This is a genomic window from Aquirufa sp. (genome assembly GCF_044342065.1).
Classification (GTDB): Bacteria; Bacteroidota; Bacteroidia; order Cytophagales; family Spirosomataceae; genus Aquirufa.
This window is the reverse complement of the sequence record NZ_JBIIQN010000005.1, coordinates 71,105-92,935: the sequence shown is the minus strand read 5'-3', so window position 1 is coordinate 92,935 and position 21,831 is coordinate 71,105. Positions and strand designations below refer to the sequence as shown.

Annotated in this window: 19 protein-coding genes; 15 read left to right on the top strand and 4 right to left on the bottom strand. The window is 45.0% G+C overall.

The features are described 5' to 3' along the window. The 3 genes from ACIQZ2_RS03585 to ACIQZ2_RS03575 all read right to left on the bottom strand — a co-directional run bounded on the left by ACIQZ2_RS03585 (window position 1) and on the right by ACIQZ2_RS03575 (window position 3,043). The gene (locus ACIQZ2_RS03585) at window positions 1-948 is read right to left on the bottom strand and encodes a carbohydrate kinase (RefSeq protein WP_395767470.1); all 948 of its coding nucleotides are present in this window, start codon (window positions 946-948) and stop codon (window positions 1-3) included. After that, window positions 948-2,255, bottom strand: a complete 1,308-nt coding sequence (locus ACIQZ2_RS03580; RefSeq protein WP_395767469.1) for an MFS transporter — start codon at window positions 2,253-2,255, stop codon at window positions 948-950. The genes ACIQZ2_RS03585 and ACIQZ2_RS03580 overlap by 1 nt, the downstream gene beginning before the upstream one ends. Before the next feature lie 71 nt (window positions 2,256-2,326). Then, window positions 2,327-3,043, bottom strand: a complete 717-nt coding sequence (locus ACIQZ2_RS03575; RefSeq protein ID WP_395767468.1) for an SDR family oxidoreductase — start codon at window positions 3,041-3,043, stop codon at window positions 2,327-2,329. Between the two features lie 86 nt (window positions 3,044-3,129). Between ACIQZ2_RS03575 and ACIQZ2_RS03570 the strand changes: the two genes are divergently transcribed. The 5 genes from ACIQZ2_RS03570 to ACIQZ2_RS03550 all read left to right on the top strand — a co-directional run bounded on the left by ACIQZ2_RS03570 (window position 3,130) and on the right by ACIQZ2_RS03550 (window position 7,173). Beyond that, complete coding sequence (locus tag ACIQZ2_RS03570; protein WP_395767467.1) at window positions 3,130-3,945, top strand: diacylglycerol/lipid kinase family protein; 816 nt, start codon at window positions 3,130-3,132, stop codon at window positions 3,943-3,945. A 4-nt stretch (window positions 3,946-3,949) separates the two neighbouring features. Continuing rightward, window positions 3,950-5,380, top strand: a complete 1,431-nt coding sequence (locus ACIQZ2_RS03565; protein WP_395767484.1) for an amidohydrolase — start codon at window positions 3,950-3,952, stop codon at window positions 5,378-5,380. A 153-nt stretch (window positions 5,381-5,533) separates the two neighbouring features. Then, the gene (locus ACIQZ2_RS03560) at window positions 5,534-5,869 is read left to right on the top strand and encodes an ArsR/SmtB family transcription factor (RefSeq protein ID WP_395767466.1); all 336 of its coding nucleotides are present in this window, start codon (window positions 5,534-5,536) and stop codon (window positions 5,867-5,869) included. A gap of 2 nt (window positions 5,870-5,871) precedes the next feature. Continuing rightward, a complete protein-coding gene (locus tag ACIQZ2_RS03555; protein WP_395767465.1) occupies window positions 5,872-6,378 on the top strand; it encodes an ArsI/CadI family heavy metal resistance metalloenzyme in 507 nt (168 codons plus the stop codon). Window positions 6,379-6,573: 195 nt separating this feature from the next. Continuing rightward, window positions 6,574-7,173, top strand: coding sequence for a protein-tyrosine-phosphatase (locus ACIQZ2_RS03550; protein WP_395767464.1), 600 nt, complete (start codon window positions 6,574-6,576; stop codon window positions 7,171-7,173). On the opposite strand, the gene ACIQZ2_RS03545 is transcribed toward ACIQZ2_RS03550, so the two are convergent. Beyond that, entirely contained in the window at window positions 7,170-7,589 is a 420-nt protein-coding gene (locus tag ACIQZ2_RS03545; RefSeq protein WP_395767463.1) for a YybH family protein, read from the bottom strand. The genes ACIQZ2_RS03550 and ACIQZ2_RS03545 overlap by 4 nt on opposite strands. A 131-nt stretch (window positions 7,590-7,720) precedes the next feature. On the opposite strand from ACIQZ2_RS03545, the gene ACIQZ2_RS03540 reads away from it, so the two are divergent. From ACIQZ2_RS03540 to ACIQZ2_RS03495, 10 genes are all read left to right on the top strand, one after another. After that, complete coding sequence (locus tag ACIQZ2_RS03540; protein WP_395767462.1) at window positions 7,721-10,549, top strand: PQQ-dependent sugar dehydrogenase; 2,829 nt, start codon at window positions 7,721-7,723, stop codon at window positions 10,547-10,549. Between the two features lie 57 nt (window positions 10,550-10,606). Further along, a complete protein-coding gene (locus ACIQZ2_RS03535; protein WP_395767461.1) occupies window positions 10,607-11,905 on the top strand; it encodes a glycoside hydrolase family 105 protein in 1,299 nt (432 codons plus the stop codon). Window positions 11,906-11,927: 22 nt separating this feature from the next. Continuing rightward, window positions 11,928-12,305, top strand: coding sequence for a hypothetical protein (locus tag ACIQZ2_RS03530; protein ID WP_395767460.1), 378 nt, complete (start codon window positions 11,928-11,930; stop codon window positions 12,303-12,305). 62 nt (window positions 12,306-12,367) lie between these two features. Further along, window positions 12,368-14,692, top strand: a complete 2,325-nt coding sequence (locus tag ACIQZ2_RS03525; protein WP_395767459.1) for a TonB-dependent receptor domain-containing protein — start codon at window positions 12,368-12,370, stop codon at window positions 14,690-14,692. Further along, window positions 14,689-15,819 (top strand): hypothetical protein, encoded by a 1,131-nt coding sequence (locus tag ACIQZ2_RS03520; RefSeq protein WP_395767458.1) that lies wholly within the window; start codon window positions 14,689-14,691, stop codon window positions 15,817-15,819. Before ACIQZ2_RS03525 ends, ACIQZ2_RS03520 begins: the two co-directional genes overlap by 4 nt. Before the next feature lie 49 nt (window positions 15,820-15,868). Then, window positions 15,869-16,633 (top strand): 2-dehydro-3-deoxy-D-gluconate 5-dehydrogenase KduD, encoded by a 765-nt coding sequence (kduD, locus tag ACIQZ2_RS03515; protein ID WP_395767457.1) that lies wholly within the window; start codon window positions 15,869-15,871, stop codon window positions 16,631-16,633. A gap of 92 nt (window positions 16,634-16,725) precedes the next feature. Continuing rightward, window positions 16,726-17,889, top strand: a complete 1,164-nt coding sequence (locus ACIQZ2_RS03510) for a glycoside hydrolase family 88 protein (protein ID WP_395767456.1) — start codon at window positions 16,726-16,728, stop codon at window positions 17,887-17,889. A gap of 132 nt (window positions 17,890-18,021) precedes the next feature. Beyond that, a complete protein-coding gene (gene purH / locus ACIQZ2_RS03505; protein WP_395767455.1) occupies window positions 18,022-19,545 on the top strand; it encodes a bifunctional phosphoribosylaminoimidazolecarboxamide formyltransferase/IMP cyclohydrolase in 1,524 nt (507 codons plus the stop codon). A gap of 94 nt (window positions 19,546-19,639) precedes the next feature. Beyond that, entirely contained in the window at window positions 19,640-21,607 is a 1,968-nt protein-coding gene (gene gyrB, locus ACIQZ2_RS03500; RefSeq protein ID WP_395767454.1) for a DNA topoisomerase (ATP-hydrolyzing) subunit B, read from the top strand. Window positions 21,608-21,611: 4 nt separating this feature from the next. Continuing rightward, window positions 21,612-21,830: a hypothetical protein gene (locus ACIQZ2_RS03495; protein ID WP_395767453.1), complete on the top strand. Its 219-nt coding sequence runs from the start codon at window positions 21,612-21,614 to the stop codon at window positions 21,828-21,830. The last annotated feature ends 1 nt before the right edge of the window (window position 21,831 follow it).

Sequence of the window (21,831 nt, the reverse complement as noted above, 5' to 3'; positions counted from 1 at the left end):
TTAATTTAAAATACTGTTATTCAAATGTTTAAATGCCTCCATGGCGCCCATATATTCGCAGGTACGCGCACCGGCTTTGTTGGCATTCTGGATTAAACCATTCCAATCATCCCATGAAAGCGATTCTGGTTTCAGGTTATCGCGATCCAACTGGTATAAAACCGCACCCACGAATGCATCACCTGCGCCTGTGGTATCCGTCGGCTGGATCTCAATGCTCGGAATGATGTAGGTTTTTCCACCTAATCCCAACAGCGTTCCTTCTTTTCCCAAGGTTATCGTAAATACGCCAGGGATGTGATCGAGCAAGTTTTGGGCTGCTTCTTCCAGTGTATTTTTTCCTGTAATGAGCATGGCTTCCTCATCACTTAATTTGGTGAAATGCGCTTGCTTCAGGAATATCCAGGATTGTTTGATAAAGCTTTCTTGTTTGTCGCCAAACAATAAATGGCGGTAATTGGGGTCGAAACTGATTGTTTTGCCTTCGTTTTTCGCAGCTTCCAATAGGTGATAATAAGCTGCGTTTAACGGCCCATCTAGAAATGCGGTGGCAGATCCGAAATGGATAATGTTGGTTTGGCTTAGATCAATTTGATTGACTTCGTCCACGGTTAATTCCGCATCTGCGCCGCGGTTAAATACGAAATCGCGTTCGCCGTCCAGCATTAAGGAGACAAAAGCGAAGGTAGTAAAGTGCTTGGAATCCAAATGAACATGCGTTGTGTCCACATGGAATTCAGCCATCACCTGTTTTAATTGTTTGCCAAATGGGTCATTGCCCACTTTGGCAGACAAGGCCACGGAGCCACCTAAGGCACCGATTGCCGCGGCTACATTGGTCGGCGCACCACCTGGTTTTTTAAGAAAATTTTGTCCGTCTGATAAGCTCGAGCCTTTGTCGGTACAGATCATATCAATCAAGGCTTCTCCAATACACAATACACTCATTAGGCTACTTTAGTTGGGGATTGTTTAATAAAAGCGGTTGCTACAGCCGCTATGGCTAATAAAGCACCTGCAAAGGTAATCGCATTTCTCGGGTCGTTATCTAAAAAGTGCTTTAAAATATACCCAAACGAGATATTTTGTAAGATCATCGGAATCACAATCATCATATTGATGATGCCCATGTAGACGCCATAACGTTCTTTGGGGATGTCACTGACAACTAATAAGTAGGGGATTCCCATCATGCTGGCCCAGCCAACACCAAATCCTGAGATGGCAAAGAATAACAGGTTCTTGTTTTCGATGTGTGGAAACGCTAGAAATCCGATGGCTGCTAGTAATAAACAGATCATGTGGACTGATTTGGCTCCGTATTTTTTGGCGAAATTCGCTAAGGCCAAAGCGGATAAAAACGTCACAATATTGTACCATCCGTTGACTAAACCGGTCCAGGATACCGCTTTTTCATATAGCTCCGGGTTATCTTTCGGTGTTGCATTCCAAACAGATAAGGCAATACTTTTGGAGGAATTTTGCCAATAACAAAAGAGGGCATACCATTGAAATAAATACACCAAAGCTAATTGCCACATCACCTTTGGCATGACCTTGATTGCTTGAAAAATTTCAACAACCGATTCCGTTACACTGATTTTGCGCGCGCGTATCTGTGCGAGTTCCTCGGCTGTAGGTTCAATTTCCGATGTTGTCCGCATGCTCCACCAAATCGACCCGATGGAACAAATCGCTCCTAAAAAGAAGGAGGCATATACCCAAGTAGGTAAGGAGCCGGTTTTGCCGATAAATATTAATGGGAAAATAAAGAGTGATAAATTGGCTAAAGTTTGGCCAAAACCCGTGAAAAAACTTTGCATTTGAAAGCCTGTGGGCTGCTGATCTTCATTCAGTTTATCGGCCACAAACGCACGATAGGGTTCCATCGCGGTATTATTTCCTGCATCTAAAATCCACAATAAACTGGCGGCCATCCACAAAGAGGAACTGAATGGGTACAAGATTAAACAGATACTACATAAAAGTGCCCCGATAAAGAAATAGGGCTTTCTGCGTCCCCAGCGTGGATGCCAGGTGCTATCGGAAAGGGCACCAATGAAGGGCTGAATCAATAAACCTGTCACCGGTCCTGCTAAATTCAATAAGGGTATTTCATCTGGACTCGCCCCTAAGAAATCATATATGGGATTAACCGCACTTTGCTGGAGCCCGAAGCTATATTGAATGCCGAAAAAACCAACGTTCATGTTGATGATTTGACTAAAGCTTAGCGTAGGTTTTTTTATAGACATTCCAACAGGTTTATTTTCAGATTAAATTTAAATAATCGGATGTTTGTGCGCAAACAGTACTAGACTGTTGGCTAATATTCCTGCGATAAAGGGTGAATCATTAGTTCGTCGATCACGACATGCGCGGGCTGATTCATGATGTAATAGATGCTGTCGGCCATATTTTCAGGGCTCAACCATCCTTGATGAGATGGATCGCCTTGCGGGTCTGCATGAAAATGGGAGTCAACTAAACCGGAATATACGGTAGAAACTTTGATGCCATCTTTTCTGACTTCTTTGCGCACGGCTTCGGTGAAGGCATGTTGGGCATATTTTGAGGCGCAATACAAGGAACCACCGTCGAAAACCCGTTTCGCTACATCGGACGCGATGGTGATGAGGTGACCTTTTTTCGCTTCTTTCATGTGGGGTAAGACGTGTTGGGTGCACAAAAAAGTCCCTTTCACATTGGTGTCAAAAACCTGATCCCATTTTTCGCTTGTATAACTTTCGGTTGGCCCAAAAGCGCCAACGCCCGCATTGTTAATCAAGAAATCAATTTTCTGAAAGGTGTGGGCTGTCTTTTCGATCGCCAAAGTGACAAAGGCTTCATCGGCAATATCACCTGCAAAGTAAAGCGGTCGGTGCCCAATTTCTGTAATCTCCGCAGCGAGGTCTTTGAGTTCGCCTTGATTGCGTGCGATGAGGCTGAGTTGGAAATTATGTCCGGCAAGTAGGAGGGCGAGTGCACGTCCAATTCCTTTGGAAGCGCCGGTTATGATGGCGGTTGGGTAGTTTTGGTTCATAAACAAACATACAAAAATGTTCCTACAGATGGAATGGCTGGGAGGAATGCATTGGATTAATTTGTATTTATTTCATTTATTTGTGGATGAAACAAATTGCGTTTTTAATTAATCCCCACAAAAAAGAAGAGTTAGCTAGTTATGTAAGCTGGGTTTTGAAGCAGTGTGCTGCGCATCAAATCACGGCTTTTGATTCGGAGTGGCCATTAACGCTGGATGGATTTAAGGAAGTTTGGGTGATGGGGGGTGATGGAACGTTTAATTATTTTGTGAATCGTTATCCGACCTGTTCCTTGCCGATTGGCCTATTCAAAGGGGGGACGGGCAATGATTTTTACTGGAAACTTTTTGGGGATTGTTCGCGTGAAGCTCATTTGGCTTCCATTCTGGCTGGTGTCCGTGGGCGATTCGATGCGGGGCAGGTGAATGAGATGCTATTTTTAAATGGTGTGGGGATCGGAATTGAGGGGGAGGTTTTGCGCTCGATGGAGGCGATACGGTACATCAAAGGTGGTTTAGGCTATTATTTGGCCGCCATTCCGGCCTTATTTAGATTTAAGCATTATCGAATTTCGGGGCGTCCCGTTTTTTTATGCATGGTGTTTAACTCCGCGCGTGCTGGTGGCGGATTTCATTTTTTTCCCATGGCATCAGTCGAAGACGGTGAATTAGACATGATGATTTGCGAACCTTTGCCCGTCTGGAAGCGCCTATTTTACATGCCCATTATTCAGTCGGGGAAGCACGTGGGTTTGCCATTTTTGAGATTTTCGCGGATAAGCCAACAAACCATTTCGTGTGATCGCGTGTTGCGTGCGCAGGTGGATGGGGAAGTTTTGGAATCCAACACATTTGAATTTCGGGTACTTCCGGCTAAATTTGATTTTATTAAATCGATCTAATATGATGCAAAAATTACTCTTGACATGCACTGCTTTCTGCTTAGCCATGTCGATTCAAGCGCAAGAGCTGGACAAGAAAAAAGTGTTTTCACGTTTAGTGGAGCGCGAAACTCAGTATGGGCAAATCGCTCAAAAAATATGGAATTATGCGGAGGTAGGGTATAAGGAAAAGCAAAGTTCGTTGTTGCTGCAAGAGACCTTGCGTCAGGCTGGATTTACCGTGGAGGCGGGTGTGGCGGATATTCCTACGGCTTTCGTGGCGACCTTTGGTCAGGGAAAACCAGTGATTGGTATCATGGCAGAATACGATGCCTTGCCAGGTTTGTCGCAGGATTCGATTCCCACCAAACGTAGTTTGGGAGGTAATTCGGGACATGCGTGTGGGCACCATTTGTTTGGTACTGCGTCAGTTGCTGCGGCGATTGCGGTGCGGGACTGGATGAAGGAAACGGGTCAAAAAGGAACGATTAAATTATATGGCTGCCCGGCGGAAGAGGGTGGTTCTGGAAAAGTATATATGGTGCGGGCGGGTTTATTTAGTCAGGCGGATGTGATGTTGCACTGGCATCCGAATGATGAGAACACCGTTTCGGCTTCGTCTTCATTGGCCAATAAAGCAGGGAAATTTCGTTTTTATGGATTGTCATCGCATGCGGCAGCCTCACCGGAACGAGGTCGTTCGGCCTTGGATGGCGTGGAGGCGATGGACCACATGGCGAATATGATGCGGGAGCATGTGCCGTCTTCGACGCGGATTCATTATGTGATTACGAATGGTGGCAAAGCGCCAAATATCGTGCCTGATTTTGCGGAGGTGTATTATTATGTACGTTCGCCGCAGCGGGAAGTGGTGGCTGATGTGTGGAGTCGATTGGAGAAAATTGCCGAGGGTGCAGCGCTGGGAACCGGCACGCGGTATGAGGCGGAGTTGATCGGTGGTGTGTATGAAGTTTTGCCAAATCAGCGTTTAGCCAATGTGATGGGTGCGAATCTAAAAGCCGTGGGCGGATATACCTTGAATGCTTCTGAACTTGCTTTTGCGAAACAATTGCAACAGACGGTTGGCATGCAAGCCGTCGATTTAGCTACGACAAATCAAGTATTTATGGATCGTCCGGATCCGAGTGGTGGTGGGTCCACGGACGTGGGGGATGTGAGCTGGGTGGTGCCAACGGTCGGTTTGGGTACCGCGACATGGGTTCCAGGTACCTCCGCGCATAGCTGGCAAGCTGTCGCTGCCGGCGGTATGTCGATAGGCCGAAAAGGGATGATGGTAGCTGCGAAAACCCTAGCGGCCACCGCGATGGATTTATTTAAGAAACCTGCTTTGATCGAGGAGGCACGCGCGGAATGGTTGACCAAACGTGGAGGCGCCGAATTTCAATACAAATCATTGTTGGGCGACCGCAAGCCTGCCTTAAATTACCGCGATTAATTTTATCAGTTTTTTTGCGGGGCTTTGGGTTTTTAAACCGTAGCTTTTTGCCGCCTGTTACCTTTGGCACACCTGATAGGTGTGCCAAAGGTGCGGCAAGACTTTTTTTTTCAAGATATTCATCGTAACATTGCAATGTAATAATCAAACCCCATGGGAATCACCAAGACCGATTTGTTTACCGATGAGCAAAATGCGATCGCCCAAATGGCGAAAGTATTAGGTCATCCAGCGCGTGTGGCCATTCTGCAGTATTTAGTGAAGTCGAAAACCTGCATCAATGGCGATTTAATTTCAGAGCTTGGCCTCGCCCAAGCCACCATTTCCCAGCACCTGCGTGAGTTAAAAGAGATTGGTTTTATCCAAGGCACCATTGAAGGGGTGTCTGTTTGTTATTGCATTAATCCGGAGAAGTGGGCGGAGTTTAGCCAACTGTTCGGATCGTTTTTTGACCATTATTTCGTTTCTCAACAATCTAACTGCTGTTAATCATGAGCTTTCCTCGTATGCACGTATCACTTTATGTCAGCAATTTGGCTGCATCAGTGAATTTTTATTCGACGTTTTTTGGCCAACCTGCTACCAAGGTAAAACCGGGTTATGCCAAATACGTCCTCGATAGTCCATCGTTGATCATCTCCTTTATTGAAAATCCGGAGCGTGTTCAGTCCAATTTTGGTCACCTAGGTTTTCAAGTGGAAACATTTGAGGAAATGTCCAACCGCTTAGTTCAAGCACGCGCGCAAGGACTTGTTTCCAAAGAGGAAATCGGCACTTCTTGCTGCTATGCGGTGCAAGATAAGTTTTGGGCAACAGATCCAGATGGAGTTCAGTGGGAGGTTTACTATTTCCATGAAGATGCGGAATTCAACGATCCGCATTACGAAAATCAAGACGCGTCTGCGTGTTGCATGCCGCCGGTCGCTGAAAAAATTGAACTAAAAATGGTTGAAACACAAGCAACCAATACCTGCGCTCCCGGATCCGGATGTTGTTAATAAATTATCAGTTTTTTTATTCATAAATACCTTAGCTTTGGCACACCTGCCAGGTGTGCCAAAGCTCAAGCCAGCAGTCCCTTCCACCCAAACCAACTAACCCACCCTAACCACCCAACAAACCAAACTAACTAACCAAACTAAACCACCCAACCAACCCAACTAACCCCAACCCACTCATTCCCATCTTTTCGCATGAATAACACCCTAAACGAAAACCTCGAATCCATTTTAGCCTTGGAAATCACGGATGAACGTAAAGCCGTCCTCCAGCCCTTGATCGAATACATCAAATCCAAGCGTGAAAAAGAGCAGCCTATCCGTTTAAATTTCATCTGCACGCACAATTCGCGTCGGTCGCAATTTTCTCAGATTTGGGCACAAACAGCGGCGGATTATTTTCAATTAGCCGCTCAATGTTATTCAGGTGGGGTCGAAGTGACCGCCTGCAACGAACGAACCGTTGCCTCGCTGGAGCGTATGGGATTCATCGTCTCGAAACACGGACATTCGAATCCAATATACTTCATCTTGCACACGCAAGATTCGCGTCCCATTAATGTGTTTTCGAAATTGTATGACGATGTCATTAATCCGCACACAAGTTTCGCAACGGTGATGACTTGTTTTCATGCCGACGAAAATTGCCCGTTTATTCCCGGTGCAGAAGTGCGAATCCCCGTGCGATACGAAGATCCGAAAGCCTTTGATGATACCCCGGAGGAGGCTGCGCAATACGATGAACGTTCGCGGCAGATTGCGAGTGAAATGTTTTACGTCTTTTCGCGGGTCTAGCTGGTGTGGTCTCGAACCACCAACCAGCGGCCGTCGATTTTCTTGATCAACAGCGTAAAATAGCCGCCTACATTCCCTAAACTCGGCCTAGCCAGATTCCACCGACCGAGCACCCAAGCGGTTTGGCCAGCCGTGACATCAATTTCCTGAATGTCAAAAGACAGCGTGCCCATCGTCTCCCGATTCGGATAACTAGTCTGATAGCGCTTCAATGTAGCCGCCCAGCCTTTGGTCACACCAGCCTTGCCGATGAACTTTAAGTCCTCGCTTTTGGCATAATATTCCATAAACTCCTCAATCTTTCCCTCATTCCACAATCTCTCCTGCGTACTCAGGACAGACTTGATATCCGAAACATCTTTATTTGTTTGTGCAAAAATAGGGAACGCCAAAAGGACGAAGGCAATAATTTTCATAGGTCGATATTTTTTTCCAAAGTAAGAAAATTTTGTCGACACATGTCGGTTTTTCGTATCAAACGTACCAAGCAAATTTTTACTTACCGATTATTGTATCACTTTTGTAAAATAATAAATCTAGACTTACCATGAAGCAATTTATACTAGCCATTTCGCTAGCATGTACCTCGCTAGCAGCTCTTGCGCAAGCTCCCGATGAAAATCGTTTTGTTAAGTCGGTACTCGTAGACAAACTCGACGAGCCGATGGAATTTACATTTTTGCCCGACGGACGCATCGTGTTCGTAGAACGTAAAGGTGAAGTCAAACAATACGATCCCGCGACCGGAATCACGAAGTCAATCGGGAAAATCGTGACGAATACGAAATATACCAACCGCGCTGGCCAAGTACGCGAAGCCGAAGAAGGTGTGATGGGCGTGATCGTTGATCCAAAATTCAAAGAAAATCATTGGTTATACATCTATTATGCACACCCGAAAGAAGCGAAACACGTGTTGGCACGTATCGAACTAAAGGAAGAGCAATTGTTGATAGACCAACAAAAAATCGTTCTTGAAGTTCCGACGCAGCGCGAGGAATGCTGCCACACTGGTGGGGGTATGGTGTTCGACAAGGCAGGAAATTTATTCTTGACTGTTGGTAATAACACCAGTAACAGCAATTCAGAGGGTTATGCACCCATCGACGAACGTCCGGGTCAGGCTTATTGGGATGACCAACGAGGAGCTTCGAACACGAATGATTTACGTGGAAAAATCTTACGTATCCATCCAGAAAAAGATGGTTCATACACGATTCCGAAAGGAAACTTATTTGCAGCAGGAACACCTAAGACACGTCCTGAAATCTACACGATGGGACACCGTAATCCATGGAGACCAAGTTTAGATTCAAAAACTGGATTTTTGTATTGGGGTGAAGTGGGTCCAGATGCTTCCGTAGACTCGGAAAAAGGTCCACGTGGCTATGATGAATTTAACCAAGCAAAAGGTCCCGGATATTTCGGTTGGCCTTATTTCATCGGAAATAACCAAGCCTATTCCGATGTGAATTTTGAGACATTAGCGATCGGACCGAAATTCAATCCGGCTGCTCCTGTAAATGAATCACCCAACAACACAGGTTTACGTGAATTGCCACCGGCTACAAAAGCCTTTATTTGGTATCCGTATGGTATTTCGGAAGAATTCCCATTAGTGGGTTCATCGGGACGTTCGGCAACGGGAGGTCCAGTATATCACCGTTCTGATTTTCCAAATGCCAAGCGTGCTTTTCCATCGTACTATGAAGGAAAATGGTTGATCGTTGAATTCATGCGTGGCTGGATTATGGCCGTTACGATGGATGAAAATGGAAATTATAAATCGATGGAACGCGTTATGCCAAACACAACCTTCGGTTCTGCGATCGATATGGATTTCAGCCCAGAAGGTGATTTATACGTGTTGGAATACGGTTCTGCATGGTTTAGAGGAAATGAAAATGCACGTTTGGTGAAGATTGAATACCAAGGAGGGAATCGTAAGCCGGAGGTTTTGGCGACTGCAGCTAAAAAAGCAGGATCCGCTCCATTTGCGACAACACTTTCTTCGGAAGGAACAAAAGATGCCGATGGCGATAAGTTGACCTACACATGGACCGTGAAAAAAGCGGGTAAAGTTGTTAAGACGATGGCAGGTGCTTCACCCGCTTTGGCCTTGAAAGATCCAGGTAAATATGCGGTAACCTTGAAAGCGACAGATTCAAAAGGGGCAAGTAATTCGTCCGCTTTGGAAATCTTAGTGGGCAATGAAGCGCCTATCGTAGATATCGATTTCGAAGGAGCCAACAAATCGTTTTACTTCGCAGATTCAGCACCGAAATACAAGGTGAAGGTGACGGATAAGGAAGATGGCGAATTGGAAAAAGGTATCGCTGCGGAATCAGTAGCGGCAACCTTGGACTACATTCCATTCGGATATGACCCGATCGAAATGTCGCAAAGTCACCGCAAGGCGGATTCAGATTTATTTGCTTCTGCTGGTTTGCGTTTGATCAATAAGAGCGATTGTAAGTCGTGTCACCAGTTGAACTTGCGTTCCGTAGGACCGAGCTACAACGAGGTTGCGGTCAAATACAAAGGTCAAAACATCATCGACCAATTAGCTGATAAAGTGATTGCCGGTGGAATGGGCGTTTGGGGAGAGCATGCGATGTCGGCACACCCTGCCATCTCAAAAGCTGACGCGAAACAAATGGTGTCCTACATCATGAGTTTGAGCGAGCCAAAAGCATCGAACAAAATTGCCTTGAAAGGGGAGTTAGCCTTAGCTAAGCCAGAAGGACAAAAATCAACGAAAGGTGTATTTGTGGTGCGTGCGACATACTTAGATAAGGGTAACAAGAAAATTGCTCCAGTTCAAGCGGAGAAATGGGTATTCTTACGTGCACCACAATTGGACGTTGAAAAAGCGGATGTAACGAAAGGTATTTTGCAATTGATTACGCCGGGTCGGTCAACCAACATGGTGGGTCAAAATCCACACTTAGGGTATAAAGGTTTGGATTTAACAGGAATCTCGATGATCGAAATTGCTGCCACTGCGCAAGCGCGTGCGAATGCGACAGGTGGTGTGATTGAAATCCGTTTGGATTCACCTGCTGGACAGGTGATTGGTAAAACAAATTCAATTGAGGTTGCACAAGGAGGATTTGGTGGACCACCGGCAGCTGCGGCAACGCCTGGAAAAGGTGCTCCACTAGGAACACCGGTAGCGAATGCGGCACCAGTAGCTGCTCCTGCGGGAGGGGCTCCGGCGCAGCAAGCACCGCGTAGACAAATGACGACACCAATTCAAAAAGTTGCGATTCAAGCAACTACAGGTGAGCATGATGTGTATTTTGTCGCGGTAAATCCGAAGGCGGCGGACCAACAAATTGTCGTGCAGATCCAAGGGATTGAAATGAAAAAATAGTTTGCTTAAAGTAGTTAGCGGGCTTACTTGTCTTTACGATGCGTAAGCCCTTTTTTTATGCGTTATACTTATGTGTTCCTGCTGATTTCCTCGAGCCTATTCGCTCAGAAAAATATCACTGCCGCATCCGATGCCACCGCGCCTTTGCATGCTTTGCAGGCGGATTATCCTACTCCTTATGGCGCTGCGAAACCGGAAGAGGTACTCTCGGTCGTAAACCGGGTGTTTAACTACCTGGAGGTGGCTACACCCAATCATTTTGTTCATAAAACGACAGGTGCGAAATGGTCACCAGGCCAACCATTCGAAGATCAAACCGTTTTCTCCAAAGGAGATTTCCGACCGATCTCCTACGAATGGGGCGTCACTTACTCGGGGATGTTGGAGCTTACTCGCATCACCGGTTCCCCGCAATACAAAAATTACGTATTCAATCGCTTAAACTTAATTGCCTCAGCGATTCCGGCCGCGCAGAAAAATGATGCCAAACATGTTTTACACGGTTTAATCCATCCGCGTGCGTTAGATGACATTGGAGCGATGGGAATGGCCGTCATAAAGGCCAAAAAGGCAGGGTTTTCAACCGACATGTCTTTCGTCACCAAACGTGCATCTGATTTTATCTTGAAAGAAGAACACCGGTTACCGGACCGAACGCTCGTTCGTATACGTCCGCTTCACCATACGATGTGGCTAGATGATGTGTACATGTCCATTCCAGCGCTTTTGCAATTAGGCGAATATGACGAAGCGGTATTTCAGTTTAATTCCTACCGCAAACGCATGTTTAATCCGAATTTGAATATCTACATGCATGGGTATCTGGTGGATTCGGAGGAGCATCCGGAGTTTCATTGGGCACGCGCGAATGGCTGGGCACTATTGACCAATTGCGAAATGCTCGAGTATCTACCGGCGAATCACCCGGCAAGACCTGAACTTGTCAAGCAATTGAAAAATCATTTGAAAGGCCTGATGTCCTATCAAGATGGCACCGGTTTTTGGCATCAATTGATTGATAAAAATGATTCGTATTTAGAGACTTCTGCCACGGCGATTTATACCTATGTGCTGGCGAAAGGCATTAATATGGGTTGGTTGGACCCGAAAACCTACGGTCCTGCAGCACTATTAGGTTGGAATGCGGTAGCTACCCGCGTGAATGAAAAAGGTCAAGTTGAGGGGACCTGTGTGGGAACTGGTTTAGCCTGGGATCCGGCTTTCTACTATCACCGACCGATCTCCCCGTTTGCCGCCCACGGCTATGGACCTGTTTTGTTGGCAGGTTCGGCGATCTTGGAATTGGTCAAAACAAAAAATTATCAAATCAATGATTCGGCGGTGCATTTGAAGTAGATAATTTAAATACCTTTGTGGCGTGAAAAGCGCCGTAGCTCTCTTGTTGTTTCTTGCCATGCAGCTTCCCTTGATGAATCAATGGGGCGCTGTGGCCTACTACCGCGTGAATCAAGATTACATCGCCAAAAATCTTTGCGAGAACCGAGACAAACCCATGTTAAACTGTAAAGGTCAATGTTACTTGGCCAAGCAATTAAAGGCCGCAGAAGAAAAGGAGCAAAAATCGAATTCGGAGCGTTTGGAGAAAATGCCTGAAGTCGTGTTGGCTTTTCAGGCAATCCAACCTATTTTTAGTGCATCATTCGTTCAAGTACCCGTAGCTGAAGATCATTTCGCTACGCCTGCCTTCGTTCTTTCAGGCGATTCTAAAGGCCTTTTCCACCCACCTCGAGCTTAATTAATTTGACTTGTTTACCTGCATTTTTCAATGCGGGCAATATTCATTTTAATTAAGAATACATGAAAAATATATGTTTATTCATGGGCTTGCTGCTTTCGTTTGTGGCAAATGCCCAACAAAATACCGTGAAGGTATTAAACTCAATTACTAACGAGCCGATTGTAGGCGCATCGTTAAAACAAAATTCAAAAGTTATTGCCATCTCTAATGAGCGAGGTGAATTTAAGATTGCAGCTACTTCAGGTGACTACGAAGTATCAAGCCTTGGTTTCTTGGCTAAAAAGGTAACAAATTTTCAGGCTCCAATTTTGTTAGAAGAATCTACACAAAACTTGGATGCAGTTGTGGTAACTGCTTCCCGTCAAGCAGCTACGCGGGCGGAGACACCGGTGGCCATTCACAAAATTGGATCAGCCTTGATTCAAGATACGCGAGCGATCCAATTAACTGAATTGATCAATAAGGTTCCTGGGGTAGTCATGTTGAACTACAACAACGAACAACATGGGATGGGAATACGCTTTCCTTTTGGCACAAGTGCTTATTTTTTATACTTGGAAGATGGCTTGCCATTACGCCCTTTAGGCGTTTTTAATCACAATGCCTTGATTGAGTCGAATATTTTAGGCCTAAATTCCATTGAAATTATCAAAGGTCCTGCTTCCTCATTATATGGCCCTGAGGCTGTAGGTGGCGCAATTAACTTGATTACTAAAACAGCTCCAGGAATTCCTACCGCTCAAGTCGGATATCAGCTTGACCAGTGGGGCTATGGCCGTGTTCAATTTACGGCTGGCGCGCAATTGGGTAAGAAGTGGTCCGTTATGACAGGTGGGTATGTGGCCCGCCAGCGTGGAGCTTGGGCTTCGAATTCTGATTTTGATAAGACTTCAGTCAATGTACGTTTGGATTATCAATTCACACCAAAAACGAAGTTATGGGGTTCATTTGCCTATAACGACTATTTTTCGCAAACAGGCGGTAATATCGATAGCACCGGTTTTTATTCGCGTACCTATAAAAGTCCTGCCGACTTCACCTACCGCGCTTCTTTTTCATCCCGTTCGCGTTTGACACTGGAGCATAACTGGAGTAAAAACTCGAATTCAAGTCTTACGGCGTTTTACCGGGATAATGCGTTAGGTCAAAATCCATCTTACTTGATTTCATGGGCTCCACCTTCGCTCAGTGCATCTGGTCAAATAAATGAAAATAGCTTCCAAAGTTTTGGAATCATGGGCCAGCACAATCAGTCATTTGAATTTCTCAATTCAAAGTTGGTAGCCGGTTTTTTACTCGATCGCTCACCCAATGACTATTGGGCATATCGAATAAATTTAAATGCCACTTTGAGGCCAGATAAACGTTCAGTTGAAAAATTTACAATTAAGGAAGTGTTGCCCACGAGCTTTTTGAGCAATTATTCGGCACTTATTTGGAACAAAGCTGCCTACGCGCAATTTGATTTACAACCTGTGAATAAACTACGTTTGTCCATCGGTGGGCGCTTTGATCAAATGTCTTTTGATTACACCAATTTCATCGACAAGTCAACAGGTACAAAAAACTATGCTCAGTTTTCACCGAAATTGGGTGTCACGTATGAGGCTAGTTCGAACGTCGGTTTCTACGGTAATTTTTCCAATGGATTTGCGCCTCCTGCTTTATCAGCAGTTTTTCGCCCTAGACCCGCTTCACAAGTTGCGGCGACAGGAGAGAAATTTTATTTAAGTATTGATCCAGCTGTTTTCGCTAATTATGAAGTGGGCGGTTGGGCATCCTTGTTTTCGAATAAACTGTATTTCGATTATACGTTTTACCGTTTGGAAGGAAAGAATGAGTTATTGGGCATCCGCCAGCCGGATAATACCACCGATTTTCAGTCGGCGGGAAAAACACTTCATGAGGGGATTGAGTATCAAATCACGTACCGACCAAATGACGCTTGGAACTTCCGTTTTGGCGGAACAAATGCCAAACATACGTTTGTCGATTTTGTGTTAAGTACGCGTGCGGCAGATGCAATTAAAAATGTGAACGGAAAAGAGATGCCCCAGGCACCTAATTTCATTGCAAATTCAGAAGTGACGTATAAATACAAAGGTGCTCGCATCGCATTGGAATGGCAAAGGATTGGTCCTTGGTTTGAGAATCAAGTGAACACACGACGCTATGAGGGGGCATCCGTTTTAAATTTACGGACAGGGTATACCTATAAAGCCTATCAAATTTTTGCCAATGTCCTAAATCTGGGAGACGCATTATATGCATCCGCGGCTACCCGTGGAAATAATGCAACCGACAGAGCGACGTATACGCCTGCGCCACCTCGTACGTTTGTTTTAGGGCTTCAAATCGATGTATTCCAACTATTCAAAAAATGAAAAAACTAATCCTTTTACTTGTTTTCGTTGCGCAAGTTTCTTTCGCGCAAACGGTGTCTAACCCAGCTAATCAGGCTTTAGATCCTTCTTTTGCACTGAAGTCAAATGGCGATGTCGTGTTATCTTGGGTAGAGAAATCAGCCAATGGAGTTTTGTTTTTCAGAAAAGTCAATCAGGGGCCTGCCGAGCAGGTCCCAATTGACAAAAAAGCCTCTACGCATGCTGAGGGAATGCCTAAGTTGGCTTACAAAGCAGACGGCACCTGTATCCTTTTGTATGAAATGAACCGACCTACAGCAGCGTCTCGTTTTAATGGCGATTTGTTGTATGCGATGGAGGTGAATGGTGTTTGGCAAAAGCCGCAATACATTCACAAGGATACCGCGGCAGGTTTGAGTCATTCGTTTGGTAAGATTATTTCTTTGCCCAATGGGGAAGTGGGAGCTTATTGGTTGGATGTCAAAGTAGGTCCCAAAGGTCGTACGTTGGTAACAGCAAGTACAAGTCCGGGTCAGGGATTTGGTGAAATGAAAATTTTGGATCGCCAAACCTGTGAATGTTGTCGGATCGATGCCTTAGCCGACGCAAAAGGGAATGTGGATGTGATTTACCGCGATTTGAATGACAAGGGGGAGCGTGATATGGGTTATGTACACTCGTCGGATTTTGGGAAAACGTATACGGAATCGGTGCCTTTATATGAAGACCATTGGAAAGTAAATGCCTGTCCGCATGCAGGTCCGTCATTGGTACGTGGTGCGAAAGGCTTAGAGGCGGCTTGGTATACGGGTGCCGAAGGGTCTTCGGGTGTAAAATGGGCCTATCAGTCCAATAAAAAGATGATTTTACATTTGAAGGGAGATAAAATTCGGATGCCCCAATTAGCATCGAATTCGAAAGGAGAGACGGCCTTAGTGTATGCCGAAATTAAGCAGGAGGGTGAGCGATACTATAAGCAGATTGGGTTAATTGTTAAAGATGCCAAAGGAAATTTGAAGAAATCGTTTGTATCCGATCCAGCTTATGATTGTTCGTATCCTGCGATCAAATGGAATGGAAAATCGTGGGTGATTGCCTACGAGGCACTGAAGGATTCCCAACAAGTAATTCAGGTGATTGAGAAATAAGCATGAGTAAATAAGCAGGGTTATTGGCTTATTACTCCAAATGAATAATATGCAGCAAACATTTAATTTAAGCGGTAAGGTCGCGCTCGTGACCGGATGTAAAAAAGGGATTGGGATGGCGATGGCGATCGGGCTTGCGGAGGCAGGTGCGGATATCATTGGTGTTTCTGCTTCCTTAGAATTAAATGGCTCTGAGATTGAAAAAGCTGTCACGTCCTTAGGACGTAAATTTAAAGCATATCAGGCGGATTTTTCCGACCGCGAATCTTTATACGATTTCATCAAAGCTGTGTTACGTGATTATCCGCGCATTGATATTTTAGTCAATAATGCAGGAACTATTTTACGCGATCCGGCCGCCGAGCACTCCGACGAATATTGGGATGAAGTGATGGAAGTTAACCTTTCGTCACAGTTTATATTAAGTCGGGAAATCGGTCGCACCATGATCGCTCATGGCGCCGGAAAAATTATTTTCACCGCATCATTATTAAGTTTTCAGGGCGGAATCAATGTGCCAGGCTATGCGGCTAGTAAAGGCGGGGTTGCCCGTTTAACGATGGCTTTGGCCAATGAATGGGCGAGCAAAGGCATTAATGTAAATGCCATCGCACCTGGTTATATATCCACCGACAATACCACAGCTTTACGCGAAGATAAGGAGCGAAGTGCTTCGATTTTAGGGCGCATTCCAGCGGGACGCTGGGGCGAGCCTGCCGACTTCAAAGGGCCTGTCGTTTTCTTAGCCTCCGAGGCTTCTAACTATGTGCACGGGACTATTTTGACGGTAGATGGGGGATGGATGGGGAGGTAGGTGAGAGGTGAGAAGTTAGAGTTAAGAAGTTAGAGTTAAGAAGTAAGTATATATTTAATTTAACTAGTGACTAGCGACTAAATTTTTATTCTATGAAAAAATCAATCCTATTAGCCCTACTGTTGCCCCTTTCGGTTTTGGCACAAAAAATCGATGTCAACAAACAATTCAAATTAGCCGAACAACAATATCAACGGATGTTGGCCGCGCAACCTGATACATCAGTTACCGTTCATTCTGCCAAGCCAGATGGAACCTATCGTAATATGCCTTCGAGCTGGTGGTGTTCTGGGTTTTTCCCCGGTGGCTTGTGGCAATTGTACGAGCGTTCAAAAGATCCGCAATGGGAGAAAGCAGCGCGTTTATGGACGGCAGCTGTGAAGAAAGAACAATTTAATACAGGTACACATGATTTAGGTTTCATGATGTTTGATTCGTTTGGAAATGGCTTACGTCTGACCAAAGACCCAGCTTACAAGCAAGTATTAATTCAGTCGGCAAAATCATTAGCCACACGTTTTGATCCCAATATCGGATTGATTAAATCGTGGAATAGCTTCAAAGGCGGCTACAAGTATCCAGTGATCATCGATAATATGATGAATTTGGATCTATTGTTTTGGGCTTCGAACGAGACCGGCGATCCGCGTTTTCGTCAGATTGCGCTTACGCATGCTGATAATACCATGAAGCACCATTTCCGTCCGGATAATTCAAGTTACCATGTGATTTTATATGACGTGGATGGAAAGGTTTTGGCCAAAAAGCAACATCAAGGATATCAAGATGAATCATGCTGGACACGTGGTCATGCGTGGGCGATGTATGGTTATGTAGAAATGTACCGCAATACGAAGGATAAAAAGTACTTGGATTTCGCACAAAAAATCTCAGACTACTACATTAATCACCCCAATTTGCCGGCTGATAAAATCCCTTATTGGGACTTTTATGCACCTAATATTCCGAACGAAGAGCGCGATGCTTCGGCAGGAGCAATTGCCGCTTCCGCATTGCTTGAATTGAGTACGTATTCAGGTCAAAAAGGCAAGCGTTACTATGCAGATGCGGTAAAGATGCTAGAGTCATTATCAAGTCCTGCATATCGCGCAGCATTAGGTGAGAATAACAACTTCTTGATAAAACATTGTGTAGGCGCAAAATCCCTCAATTCCGAGATCGATGTGCCATTGATTTATGCGGATTACTACTATTTGGAGGGATTGTTGCGTTACGAGAATTATACTAAAAAATAGATTTCCCCGTTGAGCTTTGGCAAACCTTAAAGGTTTGCCAAAGCTAAGTAAAAGCCTTAGAAACTCGAGGAAAATGGCTTGCCAAAGCACTGCAAAATGCGTACATTTGTGGCTTCATTTTTATTAAGCCCCATGTCAGTTAAAAAAATCCAATCTGCCCTCATTTCAGTTTATTACAAAGACGGCCTCGCGCCGATTATCCAAGAACTTCACAAGAACGGAGTAACCCTATATTCCACCGGTGGAACCCAATCATTTATTGAAGATTTAGGTATTCCTGTCATTGCCGTGGAAGACTTGACGGGCTATCCTTCTATCTTTGGTGGACGTGTAAAAACACTACACCCGAAGGTATTTGGCGGAATTTTACACCGTCGAGATTTGCAGGAAGATGTGGACGTTGCCAAGCAATATGACATTCCAGCATTGGACTTAGTGATGGTTGACTTGTATCCGTTTGAAGAAACGGTGGCATCAGGTGCTTCAGATGAGGATATTATTGAGAAAATAGACATAGGCGGTATATCCTTAATTCGTGGAGGAGCCAAAAATTTCAACGATGTGTTAATCGTTTCCTCACGTGATCAATACGCGGAGGTATCTGCGATTTTCGCAGCACATGGTTCGACTTCGACCACCTTGGCGGAACGTAGAAGCTTTGCTCAAAAAGCCTTTGCCGTTTCATCGCATTATGATGGGGCGATTCAGCGCTATTTTGCTGGGGAGTCGGCGGATTTGGCGAACTATACGAGCTTGCCAGCGAATGGGTTGAGGTATGGGGAGAATCCACACCAACAAGGAACATTCTACGGAGATTTGTCGGCCTTGTTTGACAAACTACACGGCAAAGAGTTGTCTTACAACAACTTGGTGGACGTAGATGCGTGCATTACGTTATTGGATGAATTTGATGAAACGGCCTTTGTGATTATCAAGCACATGAATGCGTGCGGTGTGGCAACAGGCCAAACGGTGAAAGAAGCTTACGATAAGGCTTTGTCTTGTGATCCCGTTTCGGCTTTTGGTGGCGTATTGGCAACGAATAACGAAGTGGATAAAGCAGCGGCAGAATCCATCAATCCATTATTCTGTGAAATCTTAATTGCTCCTTCATTTACAGCGGAGGCCTTGGAGATATTGCAAACCAAAAAGAATCGTATTTTATTGAAGCGTAATGCGGTTGAATTCCCTAAGAAAATGTTCAAGACCTTGTTGAATGGGGTATTGGAACAAGATAAAGATTTAGTGACAGAAGGGGTGTCTGACTTCAAAACAGTAACAAAGCGTGTTCCCACAGATGAGCAGAAGCGGGCATTGGCTTTTGCATTGAAGATATGCAAGCACACGAAATCGAATACGATTGTGTTAGCAAACGATGGTCAGTTATTAGCATCAGGCGTAGGTCAAACATCGCGCGTCGATGCCTTGAAACAAGCGATCGAAAAAGCGAAAGAATTTGGCTTTGATTTGAACGGTGCGGCGATGGCATCCGATGCATTTTTCCCATTCCCTGATTGCGTAGAAATTGCCGGAAACGCTGGAATTGTTGCGGTAACACAGCCAGGAGGTTCGATTAAGGATCAAGATTCCATCGCGTATTGCGATGCAAACAACATGGCCATGGTGATGACAGGAATTCGTCACTTCAAGCATTAGGATTTTTCAGTTAAAAATTTTATTTTTAAGGCTAAGAATAAACAAGAAATCACGAGTGAAGCAATGAGCTCGTTCAACACATTTAAATTACATTATGTCAGAAGCACAAGATACATCAGCTCAAGATCGGGCAAATTATGGTGCAGATAATATTCAAGTATTAGAGGGTTTAGAGGCGGTTCGTAAGCGTCCATCCATGTACATCGGTGATACCGGCTTCAAAGGTCTTCACCATTTGATTTGGGAGGTTGTCGATAACTCCATTGACGAGGCGCTTGCCGGTCATTGCGACAAGATCAAAGTAACCATCAACACAGATAATTCCATTTTAGTCGAAGATAACGGTCGGGGTATTCCCACGGGCATGCACACCAAAGAAAAGCGTTCCGCTTTAGAGGTTGTTATGACCGTTCTTCACGCCGGTGGTAAGTTTGACAAAGACACGTATAAGGTTTCTGGAGGTCTGCACGGGGTAGGTGTTTCCTGTGTGAATGCGTTGTCCACGGATTTGAAAGTGACTGTTCACCGCGAGGGAAAGATTTTCCAACAAGAATATAAGATTGGTGTTCCGCAATATCCGGTGAAGGAAGTTGGGGATACAGATCGTACCGGTACATCGGTTTTGTTCAAACCAGATGATACGATTTTTACCGTAACAGAATATAAGTACGATACCGTTGCGGGTCGTTTACGTGAGTTATCTTTCTTGAACGCGGGTATTCGTGTTCAATTGACCGATTTACGTGAATTAGACGAGGAAGGTAATGCACGTACCGAAGAGTTTTTCTCTGAGGGTGGTTTACGTGAATTCGTGATGTTCTTGGACTCAACGCGTGAGCCTTTGTTGACCGAGCCTATCTACATGGAAGGTGACAAAAACGGAGTTCCTGTTCAGGTAGCTATGATGTACAATACGTCATACACAGAGAATGTGGTTTCGTATGTAAACAACATCAATACCATCGAGGGTGGAACGCACGTAGCTGGTTTCCGTGGCGCGTTAACGCGTACCTTGAAAAACTATGCCGACAAGTCGGGCGCATTAGAGAAATTGAAAATTGATATCGCTGGAGATGACTTCCGCGAAGGTTTGACAGCGGTTATCTCGGTCAAAGTAGCTGAGCCGCAATTCGAAGGTCAAACAAAAACTAAATTAGGTAACGGTGAGGTTTCAGGTGCAGTTTCGGCAGCGATGTCAGACATGTTGGAATCTTGGTTAGAAGAGCATCCCAAAGAAGCACGTCAAATCGTTGCCAAAGTAATCTTAGCTGCTCAAGCACGTCACGCAGCTCGTAAGGCGCGTGAGATGGTGCAGCGTAAAACGGTTTTGGGTTCGAACTCATTGCCAGGAAAGCTTGCCGATTGCTCAGATAATGATCCAGAAACGTGTGAGATTTACCTTGTCGAGGGAGACTCTGCGGGTGGTACGGCAAAACAAGGCCGTAACCGTGCATTCCAAGCGATCTTGCCTTTGCGTGGTAAGATTTTGAACGTAGAGAAAGCACAAGAGTACCGGATCTACGAGAATGAAGAAATTAAAAATATGATCACCGCCTTGGGTGTTTCCTTTGGAAAAGATGGAGACGAGCGAGCGTTGAACATGGATAAATTGCGTTACCACAAAGTGATCATCATGACCGATGCGGACGTTGACGGTAGTCACATTCGTACGTTAATTTTGACATTCTTCTTCCGCTACATGCGGGAGTTAGTGGATCGTGGATGTATTTACATTGCCCAGCCGCCTTTGTATCAGGTGAAGAAAGGCCAACAAGTTCGTTACGTGTGGACGGAAGATCAGCGGACACTTGCGATTCAAGAATTGGCTGCAGGAGGAAAAGAAGAAAGTGTAGGTGTGCAACGGTACAAGGGTCTTGGAGAGATGAACGCGGAGCAATTGTGGGAAACTACCATGAATCCAGAGTCGCGTACCTTGAAGCAAGTAACGGTTGATTCGGCAATTGAGGCGGATTTATTGTTCTCGATGTTGATGGGTGATGAGGTAGCTCCTCGTCGTGATTTCATTGAGAAGAATGCTAAATACGCGAAAGTAGACGTTTAGTTTGATGGAAGTTGATTTCAAATCCTACCATTTGCGTGGTATTCATGCAAGTACTGCGGAAGAAAAGCAACAGATCAATCAAGAATTGAAAGATCTTTACGATTCCTTAACAGAGGCGGATAAACGAATATTTAATTTGGAGCTTCAGAAGTTTTTGGCGTTGGAGATGGGCCGACTAGGTTCTGATTATGACGCCATTAAAAACCAAATTCCTCAATCCTAAT